The organism is Streptococcus sp. GMD4S (assembly GCF_000296955.1).
The window spans coordinates 1-21,309 of the sequence record NZ_AJRE01000036.1 but is presented as its reverse complement, the minus strand read 5'-3'; the positions used below and the strand labels follow the sequence as shown (position 1 = coordinate 21,309).

At 42.8% G+C, this 21,309-nt stretch carries 23 protein-coding genes, 2 pseudogenes, 1 riboswitch and 2 other annotated features; of the genes and pseudogenes, 18 read left to right on the top strand and 7 right to left on the bottom strand.

Annotated features, from left to right (window positions below; genetic code table 11):
- Positions 1–6 precede the first annotated feature (6 nt).
- Positions 7–102, bottom strand: a riboswitch (purine riboswitch).
- Positions 103–232: 130 nt separating this feature from the next.
- Both GMD4S_RS03415 and GMD4S_RS03410 read right to left on the bottom strand, forming a co-directional pair.
- Positions 233–619: a bleomycin resistance protein gene (locus GMD4S_RS03415; protein WP_000386240.1), complete on the bottom strand. Its 387-nt coding sequence runs from the start codon at positions 617–619 to the stop codon at positions 233–235.
- Between the two features lie 11 nt (positions 620–630).
- The gene (locus GMD4S_RS03410) at positions 631–1,458 is read right to left on the bottom strand and encodes an exodeoxyribonuclease III (RefSeq protein WP_008289117.1); all 828 of its coding nucleotides are present in this window, start codon (positions 1,456–1,458) and stop codon (positions 631–633) included.
- A gap of 133 nt (positions 1,459–1,591) precedes the next feature.
- Here GMD4S_RS03410 and GMD4S_RS03405 point away from each other — a divergent pair, with 133 nt between their 5' ends.
- The 14 genes from GMD4S_RS03405 to trpA all read left to right on the top strand — a co-directional run bounded on the left by GMD4S_RS03405 (position 1,592) and on the right by trpA (position 16,824).
- Positions 1,592–2,047, top strand: coding sequence for a DUF3290 family protein (locus tag GMD4S_RS03405; RefSeq protein WP_000675335.1), 456 nt, complete (start codon positions 1,592–1,594; stop codon positions 2,045–2,047).
- The gene (locus GMD4S_RS03400; RefSeq protein WP_000174456.1) at positions 2,044–2,679 is read left to right on the top strand and encodes a DUF421 domain-containing protein; all 636 of its coding nucleotides are present in this window, start codon (positions 2,044–2,046) and stop codon (positions 2,677–2,679) included. The genes GMD4S_RS03405 and GMD4S_RS03400 overlap by 4 nt, the downstream gene beginning before the upstream one ends.
- A 54-nt stretch (positions 2,680–2,733) precedes the next feature.
- Positions 2,734–4,479, top strand: coding sequence for an ABC transporter ATP-binding protein (locus GMD4S_RS03395; protein ID WP_000022590.1), 1,746 nt, complete (start codon positions 2,734–2,736; stop codon positions 4,477–4,479).
- Complete coding sequence (locus GMD4S_RS03390) at positions 4,469–6,211, top strand: ABC transporter ATP-binding protein (RefSeq protein WP_001180022.1); 1,743 nt, start codon at positions 4,469–4,471, stop codon at positions 6,209–6,211. The genes GMD4S_RS03395 and GMD4S_RS03390 overlap by 11 nt, the downstream gene beginning before the upstream one ends.
- A 183-nt stretch (positions 6,212–6,394) precedes the next feature.
- A complete protein-coding gene (locus GMD4S_RS03380) occupies positions 6,395–7,087 on the top strand; it encodes a sugar transferase (protein ID WP_000922220.1) in 693 nt (230 codons plus the stop codon).
- 42 nt (positions 7,088–7,129) lie between these two features.
- Positions 7,130–8,356, top strand: a complete 1,227-nt coding sequence (locus GMD4S_RS03375) for a DegT/DnrJ/EryC1/StrS family aminotransferase (RefSeq protein ID WP_001134530.1) — start codon at positions 7,130–7,132, stop codon at positions 8,354–8,356.
- A 42-nt stretch (positions 8,357–8,398) separates the two neighbouring features.
- Positions 8,399–8,624: a binding site (T-box leader), on the top strand.
- A gap of 162 nt (positions 8,625–8,786) precedes the next feature.
- Positions 8,787–9,965 carry a tryptophan synthase subunit beta gene (gene trpB / locus GMD4S_RS03370; RefSeq protein WP_000208449.1) on the top strand — a complete coding sequence of 393 codons (1,179 nt, stop codon included), beginning with the start codon at positions 8,787–8,789 and terminating at the stop codon, positions 9,963–9,965.
- Positions 9,962–10,187: a binding site (T-box leader), on the top strand. (Overlaps the previous gene by 4 nt.)
- A gap of 377 nt (positions 10,188–10,564) precedes the next feature.
- Positions 10,565–11,926 carry an anthranilate synthase component I gene (trpE, locus tag GMD4S_RS03360; protein WP_000439663.1) on the top strand — a complete coding sequence of 454 codons (1,362 nt, stop codon included), beginning with the start codon at positions 10,565–10,567 and terminating at the stop codon, positions 11,924–11,926.
- A complete protein-coding gene (locus GMD4S_RS03355; protein ID WP_000601900.1) occupies positions 11,923–12,489 on the top strand; it encodes an aminodeoxychorismate/anthranilate synthase component II in 567 nt (188 codons plus the stop codon). The genes trpE and GMD4S_RS03355 overlap by 4 nt, the downstream gene beginning before the upstream one ends.
- Positions 12,490–12,499: 10 nt before the next feature.
- Positions 12,500–13,504, top strand: coding sequence for an anthranilate phosphoribosyltransferase (gene trpD / locus GMD4S_RS03350; RefSeq protein WP_000658674.1), 1,005 nt, complete (start codon positions 12,500–12,502; stop codon positions 13,502–13,504).
- Entirely contained in the window at positions 13,501–14,268 is a 768-nt protein-coding gene (gene trpC, locus GMD4S_RS03345) for an indole-3-glycerol phosphate synthase TrpC (protein WP_000076508.1), read from the top strand. Before trpD ends, trpC begins: the two co-directional genes overlap by 4 nt.
- Positions 14,255–14,854, top strand: coding sequence for a phosphoribosylanthranilate isomerase (locus GMD4S_RS03340; protein WP_000169932.1), 600 nt, complete (start codon positions 14,255–14,257; stop codon positions 14,852–14,854). The genes trpC and GMD4S_RS03340 overlap by 14 nt, the downstream gene beginning before the upstream one ends.
- Positions 14,832–16,055, top strand: a complete 1,224-nt coding sequence (gene trpB / locus GMD4S_RS03335; RefSeq protein ID WP_000331305.1) for a tryptophan synthase subunit beta — start codon at positions 14,832–14,834, stop codon at positions 16,053–16,055. Before GMD4S_RS03340 ends, trpB (GMD4S_RS03335) begins: the two co-directional genes overlap by 23 nt.
- Complete coding sequence (trpA, locus tag GMD4S_RS03330) at positions 16,048–16,824, top strand: tryptophan synthase subunit alpha (RefSeq protein WP_001127004.1); 777 nt, start codon at positions 16,048–16,050, stop codon at positions 16,822–16,824. The genes trpB (GMD4S_RS03335) and trpA overlap by 8 nt, the downstream gene beginning before the upstream one ends.
- On the opposite strand, the pseudogene GMD4S_RS13965 reads toward trpA, so the two are convergent.
- Positions 16,796–16,882: pseudogene (locus tag GMD4S_RS13965) on the bottom strand (prepilin peptidase); the annotation flags it as partial. The gene trpA and the pseudogene GMD4S_RS13965 sit on opposite strands and share 29 nt — an antisense overlap.
- Before the next feature lie 31 nt (positions 16,883–16,913).
- Positions 16,914–17,813, bottom strand: a complete 900-nt coding sequence (locus tag GMD4S_RS03325; RefSeq protein WP_000687282.1) for a helix-turn-helix transcriptional regulator — start codon at positions 17,811–17,813, stop codon at positions 16,914–16,916.
- Positions 17,814–17,891: 78 nt separating this feature from the next.
- On the opposite strand from GMD4S_RS03325, the gene GMD4S_RS03320 reads away from it, so the two are divergent.
- The gene (locus GMD4S_RS03320) at positions 17,892–18,347 is read left to right on the top strand and encodes an effector binding domain-containing protein (protein ID WP_000682684.1); all 456 of its coding nucleotides are present in this window, start codon (positions 17,892–17,894) and stop codon (positions 18,345–18,347) included.
- Here the strand turns inward: GMD4S_RS03320 and GMD4S_RS03315 are convergent.
- Complete coding sequence (locus GMD4S_RS03315; RefSeq protein WP_000566520.1) at positions 18,336–18,998, bottom strand: prepilin peptidase; 663 nt, start codon at positions 18,996–18,998, stop codon at positions 18,336–18,338. The genes GMD4S_RS03320 and GMD4S_RS03315 overlap by 12 nt on opposite strands.
- Positions 18,999–19,067: 69 nt before the next feature.
- Here GMD4S_RS03315 and GMD4S_RS03310 point away from each other — a divergent pair, with 69 nt between their 5' ends.
- From GMD4S_RS03310 to GMD4S_RS03300, 3 genes are all read left to right on the top strand, one after another.
- Positions 19,068–19,523, top strand: a complete 456-nt coding sequence (locus GMD4S_RS03310) for a GNAT family N-acetyltransferase (protein WP_000155441.1) — start codon at positions 19,068–19,070, stop codon at positions 19,521–19,523.
- Between the two features lie 103 nt (positions 19,524–19,626).
- Positions 19,627–20,139, top strand: coding sequence for a hypothetical protein (locus GMD4S_RS03305; protein WP_000089606.1), 513 nt, complete (start codon positions 19,627–19,629; stop codon positions 20,137–20,139).
- A 69-nt stretch (positions 20,140–20,208) separates the two neighbouring features.
- Positions 20,209–20,730 carry a hypothetical protein gene (locus GMD4S_RS03300; protein WP_000493731.1) on the top strand — a complete coding sequence of 174 codons (522 nt, stop codon included), beginning with the start codon at positions 20,209–20,211 and terminating at the stop codon, positions 20,728–20,730.
- Between the two features lie 221 nt (positions 20,731–20,951).
- Here the strand turns inward: GMD4S_RS03300 and GMD4S_RS03295 are convergent, their stop codons facing one another.
- Together GMD4S_RS03295 and GMD4S_RS03290 are read right to left on the bottom strand one after the other, a co-directional pair.
- Positions 20,952–21,155, bottom strand: coding sequence for a CsbD family protein (locus GMD4S_RS03295; protein ID WP_000102421.1), 204 nt, complete (start codon positions 21,153–21,155; stop codon positions 20,952–20,954).
- A gap of 41 nt (positions 21,156–21,196) precedes the next feature.
- A pseudogene (locus tag GMD4S_RS03290) lies at positions 21,197–21,309 on the bottom strand (Asp23/Gls24 family envelope stress response protein); the annotation flags it as partial.

Here is a 21,309-nt window from a genome sequence, read left to right as displayed (position 1 = left end):
AACCATACCTCAAGCTGACATACTCATTGTTAGGTGTTCCGGCACCTTGTAGAAACGTCGTGCCAATTCACGACATAAACAAGTAAAATGATATTCAATTTTAAATAGGCTACTGCCAATGTTTTTATTTTACACCAATTAGCTTTATAAATCAAATATTTTGTTAGCAAATAGACCATAAAAGCGAACGAAAAAGCTACAACACTAGATAGTATTGTAGCCCTTTATTCTTCTATTCGCTAAATCTTAAAAAATAGCCATCTGGATCCAAAACTGCAAATTCATGGGGATAAATAAAGCTATCTCCTACTCGAAATTCTCTTTTTGTCAGGGGCCGATGGATGGGATAGTCAGCTTCCAGCAGTTTTTGGTGGAGCTGAGGGACATCTTCAATGCCAAAGGAAATATTGATACCGCGCCCGAAAGGATAGGTTAGTTGGGCTAATTCTTCTGTACTGCCTTCTTCTAGCATAAGTTGGCAGTCTTCAAGCGAAAGAAAGAGGAAGTTTTCTTCTGGACGCTCGTATTCGACAGAAAATCCCAGCAAGTCGCAGTAGAAGTGGCGTGACTTTTCGAGGTCAGATACTACAAATTCAGGAATGACAGCTTGATAGTCCATTAGCTTTCTCCTTAGAGCTCAATCTCCATGACAATGGGTGTGTGGTCTTGGCGCGCACCAGAGTCAATCATGTCGGACTGAGTCACCTTGTCAGCCACGCGATTGCTGGTGAGCCAGTAGTCGATTCTCCAGCCTGTATTGTTGATTTTAGAAGTCTTGCTGCGTTGCGCCCACCAGGTATAACACTCTGGGACATCGCCGTGAATGTGGCGGAAGGTGTCGGTAAATCCAGTTGCCAAGAGGTTGGTAAAACCAGCACGTTCCTCGTCTGTAAATCCAGGTGAACGGCGATTGCTGGCAGGATTTGCAAGGTCGATTTCCTTGTGGGCTACGTTGTAGTCACCAGTCGCAAGGACTGGTTTTTCTTTGTCTAGTTGAGCCAAATACTCAGCGTATTTGACATCCCAGACTTGGCGCTCTTCCAAGCGTTTGAGACCATCGCCAGCGTTTGGAGTGTATACTTGGGTCACGAAAAATTCATCAAATTCTAGGGTAATGATGCGGCCTTCCAAGTCCATGGTAGAAGGGGCACCGATTTCTGGGAAGCTGATTGTTGGTGTGAGTTCTTTCTTATAAAGGAACATGGTTCCAGCGTAGCCTTTGCGGGCAGGTTCTTGAGAGGAACACCAAGTGTTTTCATAACCTGGGAAGAGTTCTTCTAAAATTTCCAAGTGTTTCTTTGTAGGCCCTTTTGCAGAAAGCTTGGTTTCCTGGATAGCGATAATATCAGCATTTTCGACTACCAAGGTTTGTAGGACTTCTTGGGACAATTTTGCACGAGCTGAGTCGCTCGTTAGGGCTGCATTGAGGGAATCAATATTCCATGAGATGAGTTTCATAAGGTTACCTTTTTCATTCAGATTATAGATTTTATTATACCAAAAAAAGGTCCATTTCCCCAACGTATGGCTTGAAAAATCACTCTCTTTCGTTTATAATTAAGAATGATTTTATGAAAGGGAGTGAAAATAAATGAAATTTTACTCATATGACTATGTACTTAGCCAAATCAGTCAGCAAAATGGCATCATGATTGGCTTTGGAATTGTTCTCCTAGCTATCACAGGATTTTTTGCTTTTAAAGCCTATCGAGATAAAAAGGGGACTAAGTTTCGGGAATTGGTCATGATTTTGGCCTTGACCTTGGTGGTCATGCTTTTGGTGACAATCTCAAAATACCAGACCAATCAAGCCTCTAACAACCAATTTCAAACCTCCCTTCATTTCATCGAGCTTGTTTCCAAAGACTTGGGAGTGGATAAATCAGAAGTTTATGTCAATACTTCTGCAGCCACTGATGGAGCGCTTGTCAAGGTAGGTCCAAATTTCTACCGAGCCATGAACGGGAGCCAACCAGACAAGTATCTTTTAGAGAAATTAGAATTGAATCAAACAGACGCTATTGAATTGGTGGAGGTAAACAAATGACACTCAATTATATGGAAATTTTAATCAAACTGGCCTTGGGGCTCTTCTCGCTTGTTTTTGTTATCAATGTGACAGGAAAGGGGAACCTAGCACCTAACTCTGCGACAGACCAAATTCAGAACTATGTTCTCGGTGGTATCATCGGTGGGGTGATTTACAATAGTTCTATCAGCATTCTCCAGTATGCAGTGATTTTGATGATGTGGACGATTTTGGTCTTGACCCTCAAGTGGCTCAATAACAATGTTCGTTTTGTCAAACGCTTGATTGATGGAAAACCAACTCTCCTTATCAAAAATGGGCAGATTGACCCAGAAGCCTGTCGTTCAGTTGGCTTGTCTGCATCGGATGTAGCCCTCAAACTTCGTAGCCAAGGAATTTTCCAGATGAAGCAAGTCAAACGAGCTGTGCAGGAGCAAAATGGCCAACTCATCGTAGTCCAAATGGGAGATGAGAATCCCAAGTATCCTGTTGTCACAGATGGTGTTATCCAAGTCGATGTTTTGGAATCGATTGGTCGTAGCGAAGAGTGGCTGCTTGATAACCTCAGCAAGCAAGGGCATGACAATGTAGCCAATATCTTTATCGCTGAGTATGACAAGGGTGCGGTCACAGTCGTAACCTATGAATAAGAAAAACCTGGGGTCTTGGCCTCAGGTTTCTATTTGCAATCAGAAAGGGATTTTATGTCCATTATTCAAAAACTTTGGTGGTTTTTCAAGTTAGAAAAACGCCGTTATTTAGTCGGGATTGTGGCTCTGGTCTTGGTTTCCGTCCTCAACCTTATTCCCCCAATGGTTATGGGGAGGGTCATTGATGCCATCACATCGGGGCAATTAACCCAGCAGGACCTCCTTCTTGCCCTATTTTACTTGCTTCTTGCAGCCTTTGGGATGTACTATCTGCGCTATGTTTGGCGTATGTATATCCTCGGTACTTCCTACCGTTTGGGACAGATTATGCGCTCTCGCTTATTTGAGCATTTCACAAAAATGTCTCCAGCCTTTTATCAAACCTATAGGACGGGGGACCTGATGGCACACGTAACCAACGATATCAATGCCTTAACGCGTCTGGCAGGGGGAGGAGTTATGTCAGCGGTGGATGCCTCAATCACAGCTTTAGTGACCTTGTTGACCATGCTCTTTAGCATTTCATGGCAGATGACCTTGGTTGCCATTTTACCCTTACCTTTCATGGCCTATGCGACCAGTCGTCTAGGGAGAAAGACCCACAAGGCCTTTGGCGAATCGCAAGCCGCCTTTTCCGAACTCAATAACAAGGTGCAGGAGTCCGTATCAGGTATTAAAGTGACCAAGTCTTTCGGTTATCAGGCGGACGAGTTGAAGTCCTTTCAGACAGTCAATGAATTGACCTTCCAAAAGAACCTGCAAACCATGAAATACGATAGTCTCTTTGACCCTATGGTTCTCTTATTTGTTGGTTCCTCCTATGTTTTAACGCTCTTGGTAGGCTCCTTGATGGTTCAGAAAGGGCAAATCACGGTTGGGAATCTGGTCACCTTTATCAGCTACTTGGATATGTTGGTCTGGCCTCTTATGGCCATTGGCTTCCTCTTTAATATCACTCAGCGAGGCAAGGTTTCTTACCAACGGATTGAGGATCTTTTGTCTCAGGAATCGCCTGTACAAGATCCTGAATTTCCTCTGGACTGTATTGAAAATGGACGTTTGGAGTACGATATTGATAGTTTTGCCTTTGAAAATGAGGAGACACTGACGGATATTCACTTTAGTCTGGAAAAAGGGCAAACCTTGGGCTTGGTCGGACAGACAGGCTCTGGGAAAACATCCTTGATCAAGCTTCTCTTGCGAGAATACGATGTGGATAAGGGAGCCATTTACCTAAACAGTCATGATATTCGGGATTATCGTCTGACAGACCTACGCAGTCTCATGGGCTATGTTCCTCAGGACCAGTTTCTCTTTGCGACCTCGATTTTAGACAATATCTGCTTTGGTAATCCTAACTTGCCCCTTTCAGCAGTTGAGGAAGCGACTAAGCTAGCTCAAGTTTACCAAGATATTGTAGACATGCCTCAGGGATTTGATACGCTGATCGGTGAAAAGGGAGTCAGTCTCTCAGGTGGTCAAAAGCAACGTCTGGCTATGAGTAGGGCTATGATTTTAGACCCTGATATCTTGATTCTAGATGATTCCTTGTCAGCCGTGGATGCCAAGACAGAGTATGCGATTATCGACAATCTCAAGGAGACGCGCAAGGACAAGACAACTATTATTACAGCACATCGACTCAGTGCAGTTGTCCATGCAGATCTGATTTTGGTTCTGCAAAATGGTCAAATTATCGAACGGGGCAAGCACGATGACTTGCTAGTCCTGAATGGCTGGTATGCCCAAACCTACCAGTCTCAGCAGTTGGAAATGAAAGGAGAAGAAGATGCAGAATAAGAAAGAACAATTGGCTGTATTGAAGCGCTTGATGTCTTATCTCAAGCCCTATGGCCTCCTGACCTTTTTGGCACTCAGTTTTCTCCTCGTGACTACAATCATTAAAAGTGTCATTCCCCTTGTGGCTTCCCACTTTATCGACCAGTACCTCAGCAACCTAAACCATCTTGCTATTACAGTTTTATTGGCCTACTATGGCCTCTATATCCTGCAAACTCTGGTCCAGTATGTCGGCAATCTTCTCTTTGCGCGGGTGTCCTACAGTATTGTCAGAGATATTCGTCACGATGCCTTTGCCAATATGGAGAAACTGGGCATGTCTTATTTTGACAAGACGCCAGCAGGTTCCATCGTCTCTCGTTTGACCAATGATACTGAGACCATCAGTGATATGTTTTCGGGAATTTTATCCAGCTTTATTTCAGCAGTTTTCATCTTTCTGACAACTCTGTATACCATGTTGGTGCTGGATTTTCGTTTGACAGCTTTAGTTTTGCTCTTTCTACCCTTGATTTTCCTTTTAGTCAATCTCTATCGGAAAAAGTCAGTGAAAATCATCGAAAAAACCAGAAGTCTCTTGTCAGATATCAATAGTAAGCTGGCAGAGAATATCGAGGGAATCAGGATTATCCAGGCCTTCAACCAAGAGAATCGCCTGCAAGCAGAATTTGATGAAATCAACCAAGAACACTTGGTCTATGCCAACCGTTCTGTGGCCTTGGATGCCCTCTTTTTGAGACCTGCCATGAGTTTGCTGAAACTCCTAGGATATGCAGTCTTGATGGCCTACTTTGGTTACCGCGGGCTTTATCTGGGAATAACAGCAGGAACCATGTATGCTTTTATCCAGTACATCAATCGGCTCTTTGACCCCTTGATTGAGGTGACGCAAAACTTTTCAACCCTTCAAACTTCTATGGTCTCAGCTGGACGTGTCTTTGCCTTGATTGACGAGAGGACCTATGAACCCCTTCAAAAGGATAGCCAAGCAAAGATTACAGAAGGTAATATTCGGTTTGAGCACGTGTGTTTCTCATATGATGGAAAACACCAGATTCTAGATGATATTTCCTTTTCAGTTAACAAGGGCGAAACCATTGCCTTTGTAGGTCATACAGGTTCGGGGAAATCTTCGATTATCAATGTTCTCATGCGTTTTTATGAATTTCAGTCAGGCCACGTTCTCTTGGATGATGTGGATATCAGGAACTACAGTCAGGAAGAGCTGAGAAAAAACATCGGTTTGGTCTTACAGGATCCCTTCCTCTATCACGGGACTATCAAGTCCAATATCGCCATGTACCAAGATCTTAGTGATGATCAGGTCCAGGCTGCAGCTGCCTTTGTCGATGCAGATTCCTTTATTCAGGACCTTCCGCAGGGTTATGATGCACCTGTTTCTGAGCGTGGTTCGAGCTTTTCTACTGGCCAACGCCAGCTTCTTGCCTTTGCTAGAACTGTCGCCAGTCAGCCTAAAATCCTGATTTTGGATGAAGCGACAGCCAATATTGACTCTGAAACAGAAAGTTTGGTTCAAGATTCCCTAGCTAAGATGAGACAGGGTCGGACGACCATTGCTATTGCTCATCGCCTTTCGACCATCCAAGACGCCAACTGCATCTACGTCTTGGACAAGGGGCGTATCATCGAGAGTGGAACCCATGAGGAACTCTTGGCCTTGGGAGGAACCTATCACAAAATGTATAGCTTGCAGGCAGGGGCCATGTCCTAATACTCTTTGAAAATCTCTTCAAACCATGTCAGCTTTATCTGCAACCTCAAAGCTGTACTTTGATTTTCATTGAGCACCAGAAGGAAATTCTTCAAATCACAGATTTCTTGCACCGCCTTTTCCATTTTGTGGTATAATGAAAAATGTTGACAAATAGTATAATAAAAACAAAGGAGAAACAGCATGCTGAAATGGGAAGACTTGCCCGTGGAAATGCAATCAAGCGAGGTTGAGTCTTACTACCAGCTTGTCTCTAAAAGGAAGGGTTCGCTGATTTTCAAGCGTTGCCTGGATTGGGTTCTGGCCTTGTTTTTGCTACTTTTGACTTCTCCCATCTTTCTTGTCTTGAGCATTTGGATCAAGTTGGATAGCAAGGGACCAGTCATTTACAAGCAAGAGCGCGTGACCCAGTACAACCGTCCGTTCAAGATTTGGAAGTTCCGTACTATGGTAACGGATGCGGATAAAAAAGGAAGTCTGGTGACTTCTGCTAACGATAGCCGTATTACCAAAGTGGGGAATTTCATTCGCCGTGTGCGTTTGGACGAACTACCTCAGCTGGTCAATGTCCTTAAAGGCGAGATGTCCTTTGTAGGGACCCGTCCTGAAGTGCCACGTTACACAGAGCAGTACAGCCCTGAAATGATGGCGACCTTGCTCTTGCCAGCAGGGATTACCTCTCCAGCCAGCATCAACTACAAGGATGAGGATACGATCATCAGTCAAATGACGGAGAAAGGTCTGTCAGTTGACCAAGCCTATGTAGAACATGTTCTTCCTGAAAAGATGCGCTATAATCTCGCCTATCTCCGAGAGTTTAGTTTCCTTGGAGACATTAAAATCATGTTTCAAACCGTGTTTGAAGTACTAAAATGAAGTAGTCATGAGAAAATGAGTACAGATAAAAGGAGCAAATCAATGCCAAATTACAATATTCCATTTTCACCTCCCGATATTACCGAAGCTGAAATTGCTGAAGTAGCGGATACCCTTCGTTCTGGTTGGATCACAACAGGTCCGAAGACAAAAGAACTGGAGCGCCGCTTGTCTCAATACACACAGACACCTAAGACTGTCTGCCTCAACTCTGCGACAGCCGCTCTTGAGTTGATTTTGCGTGTTTTGGAAGTGGGACCTGGGGATGAAGTCATCGTTCCAGCTATGACTTATACAGCTTCATGTAGTGTTATCACACACGTAGGAGCGACACCTGTCATGGTGGATATTCAAGCAGATACGTTTGAGATGGACTATGACTTGCTTGAGCAAGCCATCACTGAAAAGACTAAGGTGATTATTCCGGTTGAGCTTGCAGGGATTGTTTGCGACTATGATCGTTTGCTCCAAGTGGTGGAGAAGAAACGGGACCTCTTTACAGCTGCTAGCAAGTGGCAAAAAGCCTTTAACCGTATCGTAATTGTCTCAGATAGTGCCCATGCTTTGGGATCTACTTATAAAGGACAACCAGCTGGATCTATCGCTGACTTTACTTCCTTCTCATTCCACGCCGTTAAGAACTTTACAACGGCTGAGGGAGGAAGTGCGACTTGGAAAGCCAATCCAGCGATTGATGACGAAGAGATGTACAAGGAGTTCCAAATCCTTTCCCTTCACGGTCAAACAAAGGATGCTCTTGCCAAGATGCAATTGGGTTCATGGGAGTACGATATCGTCACACCAGCCTACAAGTGCAATATGACCGATATCATGGCTTCGATTGGTTTGGTACAATTGGACCGTTACCCAGCTTTGCTACAACGTCGTAAGGACATCGTGGACCGCTATGATCGTGGTTTTGCAGGTTCTCGCATCCGTCCATTGGTACACAAGACTGATACTGTTGAATCTTCACGCCACCTCTACATCACCCATGTAGAAGGAGCAAGTTTAGAAGAACGCAACCACATCATCCAAGAATTGGCCAAAGCAGGAATTGCAAGTAATGTACACTATAAACCGCTTCCTCTCCTGACAGCCTATAAGAATCTTGGTTTCGATATGGCAGATTATCCAAGAGCCTATGCCTTCTTTGAAAATGAAATTACGCTTCCTCTTCATACAAAATTAAGCGATGAAGAAGTTGATTACATCGTTCAGACTTTGGTGAGAATTTCTGAAGAAATCCTCGGTTCTGGAAAAAAATAATAAAAAATCTTGACAAAAAGCGGACAATAGCATATAATATTCTCAACAAATCAGAAAAGTAACTATGTTTGATCTTCAGGGAGCCTGTGGTGATTGTGAACAGGTGGTTGGAAGTAGTGAAAGTGGGCTGATTTTAAAAATGAATTTGAAACAATGAAAATTCGGTGCGCACACCTTACAGTGCAACTTGTTGTTAGACAAGGCAGAGATGTAAAGGGGAATAGTCCCTTTATAATTGAGGTGGCACCGCGTTACCAACGCCCTCACATGGAAGTAGATTCTGTGTGTGGGCTTTTTTCTTTCGGTCATTTTGTTTATCTTTTATTAGGGCGTTAAGTCGCTTTGATGAACTTGAGTTCTATCTGCAGCTCCTTGCCTACTACTAAAAGCAAACAAAAAGCCGAATTAATATGGAAAGAGGAAAAATTTTATGACAACTAAAGGTTATTTTGGACAATTTGGTGGTAGTTTTGTACCGGAGCCGATTCAAGCTTTGTTGGATGAGTTGGAAGTGACATTTGACAAGTACAAGGATGATCCAGAGTTTTTGGCAGAATTTCGCCATTACTTGAAGGATTATTCTGGTCGCGAAACACCGCTTTATTTTGCGGAAAGTTTGACAGAGCACCTAGGTGGAGCTAAGATTTATCTCAAGCGCGAAGATCTTAACCACCTTGGTTCTCACAAGCTCAACAATGTTCTAGGTCAAATCCTTCTTGCCAAACGTATGGGCAAAAAACGAGTGATCGCAGAAACAGGAGCTGGTCAGCACGGTGTTGCGACAGCAGCTGCTGCAGCCAAGTTTGGTATGGCTTGTGATGTCTACATGGGTGCAGAAGATGTGGAGCGTCAACGACTCAATGTCTTCCGCATGGAGATGATGGGAGCGACTGTTCACGCAGTTGAAACGGGGACACGAACTCTTAAGGATGCGGTTGATGCAGCCTTTGGAGCATGGATGAATGACCTTGAAGCCTTCTACGTTTTGGGATCTGCTGTAGGACCTCATCCTTATCCTACCATTGTTCATGAATTCCAAAAGGTCATCAGTGAAGAATCTCGCCGTCAAATCTTAGAAAAAGAAGGTCGTTTACCAGACTACGTCATTGCCTGTGTAGGTGGTGGTTCGAATGCCATCGGTGCTTTTTCGCAGTATGTGGCTGATGAAGAAGTCAAATTGGTTGGGGTCGAAGCTGCCGGTCACGGACTTGACACAGACAAGCATGCAGCCACTATGACAAAGGGTAGTGTCGGAATTGTCGATGGTATGAAGACCTATGCAGTCTTTAAGGAAGACGGAGAGCTGGCGCCAGTTTACTCTATCTCAGCTGGTTTGGACTATCCAGGGGTTGGCCCAGAACACGCCTACTTCAAAGATTCTGGCCGCGTAGAATACGTAGCAGCGACAGATGAAGAAGCTGTTCAAGCCTTGCTCCTTCTTAGTAAGACAGAAGGGATTATCCCAGCGATTGAAAGTTCGCACGCCATCGCAGAAGCGGTTAAACGTGCACCGAAACTAAGTAAAGATGAGATTATCATCATCAATGTCTCTGGTCGTGGAGACAAGGACGTAGCTGCTATTGCAGACTACCTAGAAGCTAAAAAATAAAAGATGGAAAAATTACAGTCTTTTCTCTCACAGAGAGCTTGTGGTTGCTGGAATCAAGCAGAGAAAGCTGTAAGGTTGGGTCCATCTGAAACGAGAGAAGAAAACATAATTCTCAAGGGAGTGCCCTTTATCGCACAGCCTGTTATAGGAAAGTTCTGAGACAGGAATGAGAGATAGGAGAAATCCTATAATTGAGGTGGCACCGCGAATTTCGTCCTCACGCAAGTTATTTTGCGTGGGGATTTTTATATATTTATCGTAGATATGGCTATCAGTTTTAAATTATGCTTCATCACTAGATAGATTTCTATAAAATATTTGCTAACGAAGTGAGCATTGACCCGCTATTTCCCGCTATAGTGGTATTCTAGAGAAGCAAAGATGCTTCTCTAGAACGGAATTTTTGAGAGTAAAATAGTTTGGGGAACTATTTTAGCCTGAGCCTAGAAATGAATGAGCGAGGAGCTCGAAAATTAGGTCTTTCATTTCATGGATTTCTAAAATCATCCACTGGATAATTTTACCTCCCGTCCGCACTATTTAAGGGAAATAGAAAAAAGACCAAAAATTAAAAATAAGAAACTGAAAGGGAAATTACAATGGAACGAATCATTCATGGAGATGTCTTATCACCAATCTTGGCTTATATGCGCTTAAAAGGGCAACACAAGGTTATCCTAGAGAGTATTCCGAGAGACAAGGAAACCGCTCGTTTTTCTATCCTAGCCTATAATCCTGTTTTTGAGATTCAGTTTGAAAATGGAGTCCTTTATCAAAATGGTCAAGTGATTGATCGGGATCCTTTGGATTTCCTTTATGAAGTGACTCATAAGAGCCAACACCATTCAGATCTCCCTTTTGGTGGGGGAGCTATTGGCTTTGTCGGTTACGATATGATTTCTCTTTATGAAGAAATTGGCCAAATCCCTGAGGATACCATTGGAACGCCAGACATGCATTTCTTTGTCTATGAGAGTTATATGGTCTTTGACCACAAGAAAGAAAAAATTCATGTCATAGAGGATGCTCTTTATAGTGATCGCAGTCAAGAAGATTTGGAAAAAGCCTTGAACCAAGTGCTTGAGGAATTACGCATTCCTGCTCCAAATGAATTTGAAGATTTGGATCTATCTCCGTTGAACTTCAAACCGCATATCGCTCCTCAGAAGTTTGAGGAAATGGTGGAAACTTCTCGTGACTTGATTCGTAATGGTGATATGTTCCAATGCGTGCTCAGCCAGCGTTTCTCAGCAGAAGTTACTGGAAATCCATTTGACTTCTACAGAAATCTCCGCGTGACCAATCCATCTAATTACCTCTATTTCTATGATTTTGGGGATTATCAAATCATCGGTGCTAGTCCTGAAAGTTTGGTTTCTGTCAAAAATGGCATTGTGACAACTAATCCGATTGCGGGAACGCGACCAAGAGGAGCTACGGATGAAGAGGATAAGGCCTTGGCGACAGACCTGCTTTCTGATGAGAAGGAAACAGCAGAACATCGGATGTTAGTAGATTTGGGACGCAATGATATTGGTCGCATCTCTGAAACGGCCAGTGTTCAAGTCACCAAGTATATGGAAGTGGAGCTCTTCCGCTATGTCATGCATTTGACCAGCGTGGTCAAGGGACGTTTGCTTCCAGGCCTCACTGCCATGGATGCCTTGAAAGCTACACTTCCAGCTGGAACAGTGTCAGGAGCACCAAAGATTCGGGCCATGAGACGGATCTATGAACTGGAAACGGAAAAACGAGGCGTATACGCAGGAGCAATCGGCTACTTGTCTGCGACAGGTGATATGGATTTGGCCATTGCCATCCGAACTATGATTCTTAAAAATCAAACAGCCTATGTGCAGGCCGGGGCAGGGATTGTCTACGACTCCATCGCCCAAAACGAATACCAAGAAACCATTAACAAAGCTAAATCTATGACTAGAATTGGAGAACTAAGACCATGATTTTATTGATTGACAACTATGATTCTTTTACCTATAACTTGGCCCAATACATCGGGAATTTTGCAGAGGTGCAGGTTTTGAGAAATGATGATCCCAAGCTGTATGAAGAAGCTGAAAAAGCAGATGGTCTGGTTTTTTCTCCCGGTCCTGGTTGGCCAGTTGATGCTGGAAAGATGGAAGATATGATTCGTGACTTTGCAGGCAAGAAGCCAATTCTAGGTATTTGTTTGGGTCATCAAGCTATTGCAGAAGTCTTTGGTGGGAAGCTAGGCTTGGCTCCAAAAGTTATGCATGGGAAACAGAGCCACATCAGCTTTGAAGCGCCATCTGTTCTCTATCAAGGCATCGAGGATGGTCGTCCAGTCATGCGTTATCACAGTATTTTGATTGAAGAAATGCCAGAAGGCTTTGAAGTTACAGCTCGTTCGACTGATGACCAAGCTATTATGGGAATTCAACACAAAAGCCTGCCGATTTATGGCTTCCAATACCATCCAGAAAGTATCGGAACGCCAGATGGCTTGTCTTCTATTCGGAATTTTATCGAGAAGGTTGTAAAGTGAGGAAACTAGGATGAAAGAGATTATTGAAAAATTAGCAAAATTTGAACATTTATCAGGTGTGGAAATGACGGATGTCATTGAGCGTATCGTAACTGGGCGTGTAACCGAAGCGCAGATTGCTTCTCTCCTCTTGGCCCTTAAGATGAAGGGGGAAACACCGGAAGAACGCACAGCCATTGCACAAGTCATGAGAGGGCATGCCCAACACATTCCAACTGAAATTCATGATGCTATGGACAACTGTGGTACAGGTGGGGACAAGTCCTTCAGCTTTAACATTTCGACAACTGCAGCCTTTGTCTTGGCTGGTGGCGGCATTCATATGGCTAAGCACGGTAACCGCTCGATTTCTTCTAAATCTGGTTCTGCAGATGTCCTTCAAGCCTTGGGTATCAATCTAGACCTCAAACCAGCTGAACTAGGTAAGGTCTTCGATAAAACTGGAATTGTATTTCTCTTTGCTAAAAATATGCACCCAGCTATGAAATACATCATGCCAGCTCGTTTGGAGTTGGGAATTCCAACAATTATGAACTTGACTGGTCCACTGATTCACCCAATGGCTTTGGAAACACAGCTTCTTGGTATTAGTCGTCCAGAACTTTTAGAAAGTACAGCTCAGGTTTTGAAAAATATGGGTCGTAAGCGTGCCATTGTGGTTGCTGGACCAGAAGGTCTTGATGAAGCTGGCTTGAACGGAACAACCAAGATTGCTCTTCTTGAAAATGGCGAAATCACCTTGTCAAGCTTCACTCCAGAGGATTTGGGGATGGAACGCTACGCTATTGAAGATATCCGTGGAGGCAATGCTCAGGAAAATGCAGAAATTTTGCTCAGCGTTCTGAAAAATGAACCAAGCCCATTCTTGGAAACGACAGTATTGAATGCTGGTCTTGGTTTCTATGCTAATGGTAAGGTAGATAGTATCAAGGAAGGAGTTGCCTTGGCTCGTCAAGTGATTGCTAGTGGCAAGGCCCTTGAAAAACTCAGACTGTTACAGGAGTATCAAAAATGAGTCAGGAATTTTTAGCACAAATCTTGGAGCAGAAGGCGCGTGAGGTCGAGCAAATGGAGCTGGAGGAAATCCAGCCCTTGCGCCAGACCTATCGCTTAGCTGACTATTTAAAACAACATCAAGACCGTTTACAGGTAATCGCTGAGGTCAAGAAGGCTAGCCCTAGTTTGGGAGATATCAATCTCAATGTGGATATTGTACAACAGGCCCAGACTTATGAAGCGAACGGCGCAGTGATGATTTCGGTTTTGACAGATGAAGTTTTCTTTAAAGGGCATTTGGATTATCTACGAGAGATTTCTAGTCAGGTACAGATTCCGACACTCAACAAGGACTTTATCATCGATGAAAAGCAAATCATCCGAGCTCGGAATGCAGGGGCGACAGTCATCTTGCTCATCGTGGCAGCCTTGTCAGAAGAACGCCTCAAGGAACTGTATGACTACGCGACAGAGTTAGGTTTGGAAGTCTTGGTGGAGACTCACAATCTAGCTGAACTAGAAGTGGCCCACAGGCTTGGTGCTGAGATTATTGGGGTTAATAACCGCAACTTGACCACCTTTGAGGTCGACTTGCAGACCAGTGTGGACTTGGCTCAGCACTTTAAGAAAGGTCACTATTACATTTCTGAATCTGCTATTTTCACAGGGCAGGATGCGGAACGAGTAGCACCATACTTTAACGGAATCTTGGTGGGGACAGCTCTCATGCAGGCAGAAGATGTAGCCCAGAGAATCAAGGAGTTGCAAATTGACAAAGGTTAAGATTTGTGGATTGACGACCAAAGAAGCGGTAGAAACAGCCGTATCAGCAGGGGCAGACTATATTGGTTTTGTCTTTGCACCTAGTAAAAGACAGGTGACCTTGGAAAAGGCTACAGAGCTGGCAAAGCTCATTCCTGCAGGTGTAAAAAAGGTTGGCGTATTTGTTTCACCAAGTCGGGCAGAACTGCTAGAAGCGATTGAAAAAGTTGGTTTGGACTTGGTTCAAGTTCATGGTCAGGTAGCAGATGATTTGTTTGAGGATTTGCCTTGTGCCAGCATTCAGGCGGTGCAGGTGGATGGAGATGGTCATGTCCCCAATTCTCAGGCGGATTATCTCCTCTTTGATGCCCCTGTGGCTGGGAGTGGTAAGACCTTTGACTGGGGTCAACTGGATACGTCTGGACTAGCCCAGCCTTTCTTTATCGCTGGTGGGCTTAAGGAAGACAATGTAGCAAAAGCAATTCAACACTTTACTCCCTATGCAGTAGATGTATCGAGTGGAGTGGAGACAGATGGACAGAAAGATCATGAAAAGATTAGAAGATTTATAGAGAGGGTAAAGCATGGCATATCAAGAACCAAATAAAGATGGATTTTACGGAAAATTCGGCGGACGTTTCGTCCCAGAAACATTGATGACAGCAGTTTTGGAGTTGGGAAAAGCCTACCGTGAAAGTCAGGCAGACCCAAGTTTCCAAGAGGAATTAAACCAGCTCTTACGCCAGTATGTAGGACGTGAAACTCCCCTTTACTACGCAAAAAACTTGACCCAGCATATCGGAGGAGCCAAGATTTACCTCAAACGGGAAGACCTCAACCATACAGGGGCTCACAAGATTAATAATGCCTTGGGACAGGTTCTTCTGGCTAAACGCATGGGTAAAAAGAAAATTATCGCTGAAACTGGTGCTGGTCAGCACGGTGTGGCAACTGCAACAGCTGCAGCCCTCTTTAACATGGAATGTACCATCTACATGGGTGAGGAAGATGTTAAACGCCAAGCCCTTAATGTCTTCCGTATGGAGCTTTTGGGAGCCAAGGTTGAGGCTGTGACTGATGGTTCGCGCGTGCTCAAGGATGCGGTCAATGCAGCCCTTCGTTCATGGGTAGCTAATATCGATGATACCCACTATATTCTTGGTTCTGCCTTGGGGCCTCATCCATTCCCAGAAATTGTTCGTGATTTCCAAAGTGTCATTGGTCGAGAAGCTAAACAACAGTATCGCGATATGACAGGTCAAGATCTGCCAGATGCCCTAGTAGCCTGTGTTGGTGGTGGTTCTAATGCTATCGGTCTCTTCCATCCCTTTGTAGAAGATGAGTCTGTAGCCATGTATGGGGCTGAAGCAGCAGGACTTGGTGTGGATACAGAGCACCACGCAGCTACCTTGACCAAGGGCCGTCCAGGTGTTCTTCACGGTTCCCTCATGGATGTGCTCCAAGATGCCCATGGTCAAATTCTTGAAGCCTTCTCTATCTCAGCAGGTTTGGACTATCCTGGTATCGGTCCAGAACATTCACACTACCACGATATTAAACGTGCCAGCTATGTTCCTGTGACAGACGAAGAAGCCTTGGAAGGATTCCAACTCTTGTCTCGTGTGGAAGGAATTATCCCAGCCTTGGAATCTAGCCATGCCATTGCCTTTGCAGTGAAATTAGCCAAAGACCTCGGACCAGACAAGTCTATGATTGTCTGCCTATCTGGACGTGGGGACAAGGATGTGGTTCAAGTCAAAGACCGCTTGGAAGCAGATGCAGCAAAGAAGGGAGAAGCTCATGCCTAAGACATTAACAGAAAAATTGAATGCTATCAAAGCAGCTGGAAAGGGAATTTTCGTTCCTTATATCATGGCTGGGGACCATGAGAAAGGTTTGGATGGTCTCGCTGAAACAATCCACTTTTTAGAAGATTTGGGTGTTTCAGCTATTGAAGTGGGCATTCCCTTTTCAGACCCTGTTGCTGATGGACCTGTGATCGAAGAAGCAGGCTTGCGAAGTCTAGCTCATGGGACTTCTACCCGGGCTTTGGTTGAAACCTTGAAAACCATTCAGACTGAGGTGCCACTGGTCATCATGACCTACTTCAACCCCCTCTTTCAGTACGGTGTGGAGAAATTTGTCAAAGATTTGGCAGATACAGCAGTTAAGGGCTTGATTATCCCAGACCTGCCTCATGAGCATGCCAACTTTATAGAGCCCTTTTTGGTAGACACAGATATTGCCTTGATTCCCCTAGTTAGTTTGACCACAGGACTTGAACGTCAGAAAGAGTTGATCAAGGGAGCGGAAGGCTTTGTCTATGCCGTTGCCATCAATGGGGTGACAGGGAAATCTGGCAATTACCGCGCAGACTTGGACAAGCACCTGGCACAATTGCATCAAGTAGCTGACATCCCAGTCTTGACAGGTTTTGGCGTATCTAGTCAAGCAGAAGTAGAACGCTTCAATGCGGTGTCAGATGGTGTTATCGTTGGTTCGAAAATTGTAAAAGCTCTCCACCAAGGAGAGCCGATTCAGGACTTTATCAAACAAGCAGTAGCTTACCAAAAATAATCACGCAAGCAGCAAGTAAGAGGAAAGGCACAAAAGGAAGTCTTTCCTTTTTCTTTTGAGAATATAAGTTCATGAATGACAGTTGAATATTAGTTTGGGTATTGCTTATGAATGGTATCTATATAGTTGGTGAAATGTTTTAGGAAATGCTTAGGAGATATAACAGTGATGTATTTTCCAAAAGCAAGCAAGGTATTGTATCCCCAATCATTGTCGTTTAACGGATAAGTAATCTCGTAAATATCGCTATTAATAGGTTTTATGGCATTATAGCCTAAGAGTTCCACAAATTGATCAAGAACAATTTTCTGGACATGCAGGATGACAGGTACTTTGTTTTCATTCATCCAAGCACCACCATCATAGGGAAGTGGTGTAAAATGTCTTTTTGAAAAAGTATCGGAGAGAGTAAGTTCACTAATTCTAGCAACTTTAAAAACAGAAAAACGCGCTTTATCAGTATCGTAGGCATCCATATACCAACTCCGGTCCTTATAGACAATACGGTAAGGCTCACAATTTTTTTGACTCACCAGTCCTTGTGAATTAATATAGGAAAATTTTATTTTTACTCTACCTCTGATAGCTTCCAATAACTTAAAAATCAAAGTTCGTATTTCCAAGTTCCCTTGAGATAGAGATAAATCAATTTCGAAATCAGAGTATGTATTGGTAGCATTTAATTTCAATATAGCATTGAAAGTAGAGGCATCTTCCAATACTTGATAACGGCTTTTTAAACCAGATTCGATCGAAAGCCTTTCGGATTGGGTCAGGGGAGATTTATCAGTTTGGAAGTCTTCCATAAGAAAAATGCCTCCATTTTTTCCTTTCATTACATAGAGAGGAATGCCTGCAAGAGATAAATCATCAATATCTCTCATAATAGTTCGTGTGCTGACTTTAAAAAGTTCTGATAATTCTTTAGCTGTTGTTTTTCGTTTATTTACTAAATGAGAAATAATCCCCATTTGACGGTCGATTTTCATAATTTTCTCCTTAAATATGACAGATAGTTGTCATATTACTTTTGTTATGATTATACCATAAAGAAAGGAGTTCATATAATGAAACATCAAACTAAACCATCGTTTACCTTAGTTGGCAAGAGTATTTTGATAGAAGGAACTACAGTTCATGAACATCACTATTCTAAAGAGAAAACGGCATTCTATACTCAGTTATTTAAAGAAGGAATGCTAGGAAAATTGATGCCCCATTCTCTAGATAAAAGAGGCTATGCTTTGATAGTTCCTCATAAAGATGGTATACAATACTACGCAGGAGTTGCGGCAAATAATGCTGTGGCAGGTTACGAAAGCATTCTTGTCCCAGAGAAAGATTATTTAGTAAGCTCAGCCAGTGGTGATAAATCAAGACTCTTGTTTGATAAATTGGAGGATAACTTTTTTGAGGGAGAATATAGCTCGCTTTACAATGATGGAATTATCTTAGAAATACTTTTAAACGGTAATCCCATGGATGCAGAAGTTGAGCTTTGGGTTCCCAATTCAACAAACTAATAAGAACTGATAGAAAATTATTATAGTCGCAGCAAGTAAGAGGAAAGGCACAAAAGGAAGTCTTTTCTTTTTCTTTTGCGAAAGAAAGGCTAAAATCCCTGCTGCCGAAGAGAACTGAATCAAGATGAGTAATTCTGTCACACTAAAAACGAGCGCACAAGAAGCCAGAAATAGAAAATCTCCTGCTCCCATGCGGATATCGATAAAATGGGCCATGATTCCGAGGACAAGGAAGAAAATCATAACCAGATTCCAGCCAGAGCAGGCCATGAGGATTAGGTGGAACGTCAGCCAGACTAGTAAGGGATATTCCTGATGGCGAAAGTCGTAGATGCCCAAGGTTGAGCCAGCAGTGATTAGGATGGCTTGACCCAAGGAAATCCAACCCAAAGACCAAGTCAGAAAGAGGAGTCCTAAGCCGAATTCAAAAAGGGCATACCAGAATGGATAGCGAATCTTGCAGTAGCGACAGCGAAAGCGATTGAAGACCTGCGAGAGAATAGGAATCAAATCTGAGGGACGCAAGCGAGTCTGACAGGAATCACAGTGACTAGCCGGTCGAATAATGGATTGCTCAGGAAAACGGTCAATGACCAAACCCAAGAAGGAAGCGAGAATGCTCCCGACAAGAAAAAAATAAAGATCAATCATACTTATCTATTCGTAAAAAATAGAAGAAGTAGTATAATAAAGAAACATTGATAAGATGGTGAGGTCAAGATGACAATTCGTTTTGAAGAAAATGTGAGCATAGAAAATGCTCAGCTCGTATGCCAATGGTCCAACTCCCTTGGCAAATCCTTTCAAGAACAATGGATGGGAACAATGATTCCTTTTCCCTTAACAATTCAAATCTTGCAAGATTTGAAAGGAATCTTTTCAATCTTTGATGGACAAGAGTTTGTGGGGCTTATCCAGAAAATCAGGCTAGAAGACAGGAATCTTCATATCGGGAGATTTTTTATCAACCCTCAGAAGCAGGGGCAAGGCTTAGGTAGCCAGGCTTTAAGAAAATTTGTTAGTTTGGCCTTTGAAAATGAAGACATAGATACTGTCTCTCTAAATGTCTACGAGGCAAATCAAACAGCTTACAACCTTTACCAAAAAGAAGGATTTGAAATCGTTCAAATGGTTGAAACACCTATACGAAAATACATCATGAAAAAGGGCAGATAATATTCACGTGGGGCTAGAGTCCCAAGGATTTTCAAGGATAAAGAAGTTATCTTTCAAAGTTAGAAACAAGACTTCTATGATTTCTTAGATAGAGGAGATAAACATGTCGAGACCTAGAAAAATACGAATCTTGCTTGCTTCTGTACTTGCCTTAGTTGTTGGTATCAATCTTTATTCCCACCAAGAACGCTTCCAATTAAAGACCTCCTTTGAAGAAAAGGACACTACAGCTGTCTTACAACATTTAACGGCGTCAGGAAAATATGCGTCTGACATGCGAAAAGCAGGCTATATTGTTCCTCCCGACGGTGTCATTCGCTTGGATGGAGGAATTGACTCCATAGGGATAAAAGGAGACATCGATTTGAAAATGTCGAATCCTAGAAGGGATGAAGTCTCGGTTTTATTTGAAACAATGGTAAATGAGGAAAAAATAGATGCCTACTATATTTTAGATCATCATTTAACCCTAAAACGTAGTTACTATTCTCATATTAGGAATCAGAAAAAAGAAAGTGTGAACATCTCTCCAGCCGAAGAAGAACGCCTGTTAAAGATTGTTCGAAAAGAGTTGAAAGCTTTTCTAGATAAGATGTATCAGACTTTGTATGGTTGAGCTTACTAGTAAGAAATGAACGCGAGACCTTGTTTAGAATGTCAACGATGATAAGAAAAGGGGAGAAGAATGTTTACAGAATTGCTCTTTATTGTCTCTTTACTGTTACTTTTACGTTTGTTTAAAAGTAGGCGCTCACGAATGATTATAGGAGTCTTGTATAGTTTGCTGCTAGTCTGGTTTGTCTTTTCCGTTTTGAACTATGGCAAATACACTCTTCAACCAGGTCAATCCGTCAACTTAAGAGTAAATCCCAGAACACAAGATTTGGAATACTATTCAATCTTCATCTTGAAGAAAAACGATTCAAGTAAAATTAAATTAACTGGCTCAAGTGTTTGGAGTGAAAGAAACGGCGATGTTTACTATGAAGTAGAGGGACAAAAAATTATAAAAAGCCATGGTTTGGATGAGGAGGATGAAGAACTTCCAAACACCCAACCAGATATTTATTTAGTAAAAGATGGAGTTGTTGTGAGTTACCAAGGTGAAAAAGTCTTTGATGCCACCAATAACAAGCCCTACACGATAACCATTACCAACGTAGACAACCAACCAGCCCAATTTGAAGCTCAGGTGGTGGATAAATAAGCCAGTCTAGTAGTGTGCAACCTTTTCAATTTTGTTTCAATTCAATAAAAAACATATTATTTTAAGTAAGCAAACAAGCCCTGAAAACAGAGCTTTTCCTGTTAAGAATTTCTTTTAACGAAAATTGGGAAGCGTGTTTAGAATCCGATCTACAAAAAAAGAGGACATTTACGGTCCTCTTTTTGACTACTATAGATGAAAAGGTCAGCTAACTTTGAGCCTTATTTTTCGTCTTTGTGAAGCATGTTTTTAACACCTTCAATAGCGCCTTCGACAGCATCTTTAGCATCTTCAGCAACTTCTTTTACTTTAGAAACAACTTTTTCAGCTGTTCCTTCTTTTTCCATTTTTTCATCGCCGATCATTTTGCCGACACCTTCTTTAATGGAACCTTTTGCTTGGTTTAATTTTTCTTCTGTTGACATGATTCTGCCTCCTTTAAATTAATTGATTTTGACAAGATGAATTAGTGTACGCGAGCATTTTCCTTTGTTTCGCCCTTAACGGCTTCAACACCTTCGCCTACTTTTTCTTGAACAGCAGCAACACCTGAACCGATACCAGATTTCACTTTTTCAA

Coding starts and splice junctions, on each gene's coding strand:
- GMD4S_RS03415 (WP_000386240.1), bottom strand. CDS start 619: ATGGACTATCAAGCTGTCATTCCTGAATTTGTAGTATCTGACCTCGAA.
- GMD4S_RS03410 (WP_008289117.1), bottom strand. CDS start 1,458: ATGAAACTCATCTCATGGAATATTGATTCCCTCAATGCAGCCCTAACG.
- GMD4S_RS03405 (WP_000675335.1), top strand. CDS start 1,592: ATGAAATTTTACTCATATGACTATGTACTTAGCCAAATCAGTCAGCAA.
- GMD4S_RS03400 (WP_000174456.1), top strand. CDS start 2,044: ATGACACTCAATTATATGGAAATTTTAATCAAACTGGCCTTGGGGCTC.
- GMD4S_RS03395 (WP_000022590.1), top strand. CDS start 2,734: ATGTCCATTATTCAAAAACTTTGGTGGTTTTTCAAGTTAGAAAAACGC.
- GMD4S_RS03390 (WP_001180022.1), top strand. CDS start 4,469: ATGCAGAATAAGAAAGAACAATTGGCTGTATTGAAGCGCTTGATGTCT.
- GMD4S_RS03380 (WP_000922220.1), top strand. CDS start 6,395: ATGCTGAAATGGGAAGACTTGCCCGTGGAAATGCAATCAAGCGAGGTT.
- GMD4S_RS03375 (WP_001134530.1), top strand. CDS start 7,130: ATGCCAAATTACAATATTCCATTTTCACCTCCCGATATTACCGAAGCT.
- trpB (WP_000208449.1), top strand. CDS start 8,787: ATGACAACTAAAGGTTATTTTGGACAATTTGGTGGTAGTTTTGTACCG.
- trpE (WP_000439663.1), top strand. CDS start 10,565: ATGGAACGAATCATTCATGGAGATGTCTTATCACCAATCTTGGCTTAT.
- GMD4S_RS03355 (WP_000601900.1), top strand. CDS start 11,923: ATGATTTTATTGATTGACAACTATGATTCTTTTACCTATAACTTGGCC.
- trpD (WP_000658674.1), top strand. CDS start 12,500: ATGAAAGAGATTATTGAAAAATTAGCAAAATTTGAACATTTATCAGGT.
- trpC (WP_000076508.1), top strand. CDS start 13,501: ATGAGTCAGGAATTTTTAGCACAAATCTTGGAGCAGAAGGCGCGTGAG.
- trpB (WP_000331305.1), top strand. CDS start 14,832: ATGGCATATCAAGAACCAAATAAAGATGGATTTTACGGAAAATTCGGC.
- trpA (WP_001127004.1), top strand. CDS start 16,048: ATGCCTAAGACATTAACAGAAAAATTGAATGCTATCAAAGCAGCTGGA.
- GMD4S_RS03325 (WP_000687282.1), bottom strand. CDS start 17,813: ATGAAAATCGACCGTCAAATGGGGATTATTTCTCATTTAGTAAATAAA.
- GMD4S_RS03320 (WP_000682684.1), top strand. CDS start 17,892: ATGAAACATCAAACTAAACCATCGTTTACCTTAGTTGGCAAGAGTATT.
- GMD4S_RS03315 (WP_000566520.1), bottom strand. CDS start 18,998: ATGATTGATCTTTATTTTTTTCTTGTCGGGAGCATTCTCGCTTCCTTC.
- GMD4S_RS03310 (WP_000155441.1), top strand. CDS start 19,068: ATGACAATTCGTTTTGAAGAAAATGTGAGCATAGAAAATGCTCAGCTC.
- GMD4S_RS03305 (WP_000089606.1), top strand. CDS start 19,627: ATGTCGAGACCTAGAAAAATACGAATCTTGCTTGCTTCTGTACTTGCC.
- GMD4S_RS03300 (WP_000493731.1), top strand. CDS start 20,209: ATGTTTACAGAATTGCTCTTTATTGTCTCTTTACTGTTACTTTTACGT.
- GMD4S_RS03295 (WP_000102421.1), bottom strand. CDS start 21,155: ATGTCAACAGAAGAAAAATTAAACCAAGCAAAAGGTTCCATTAAAGAA.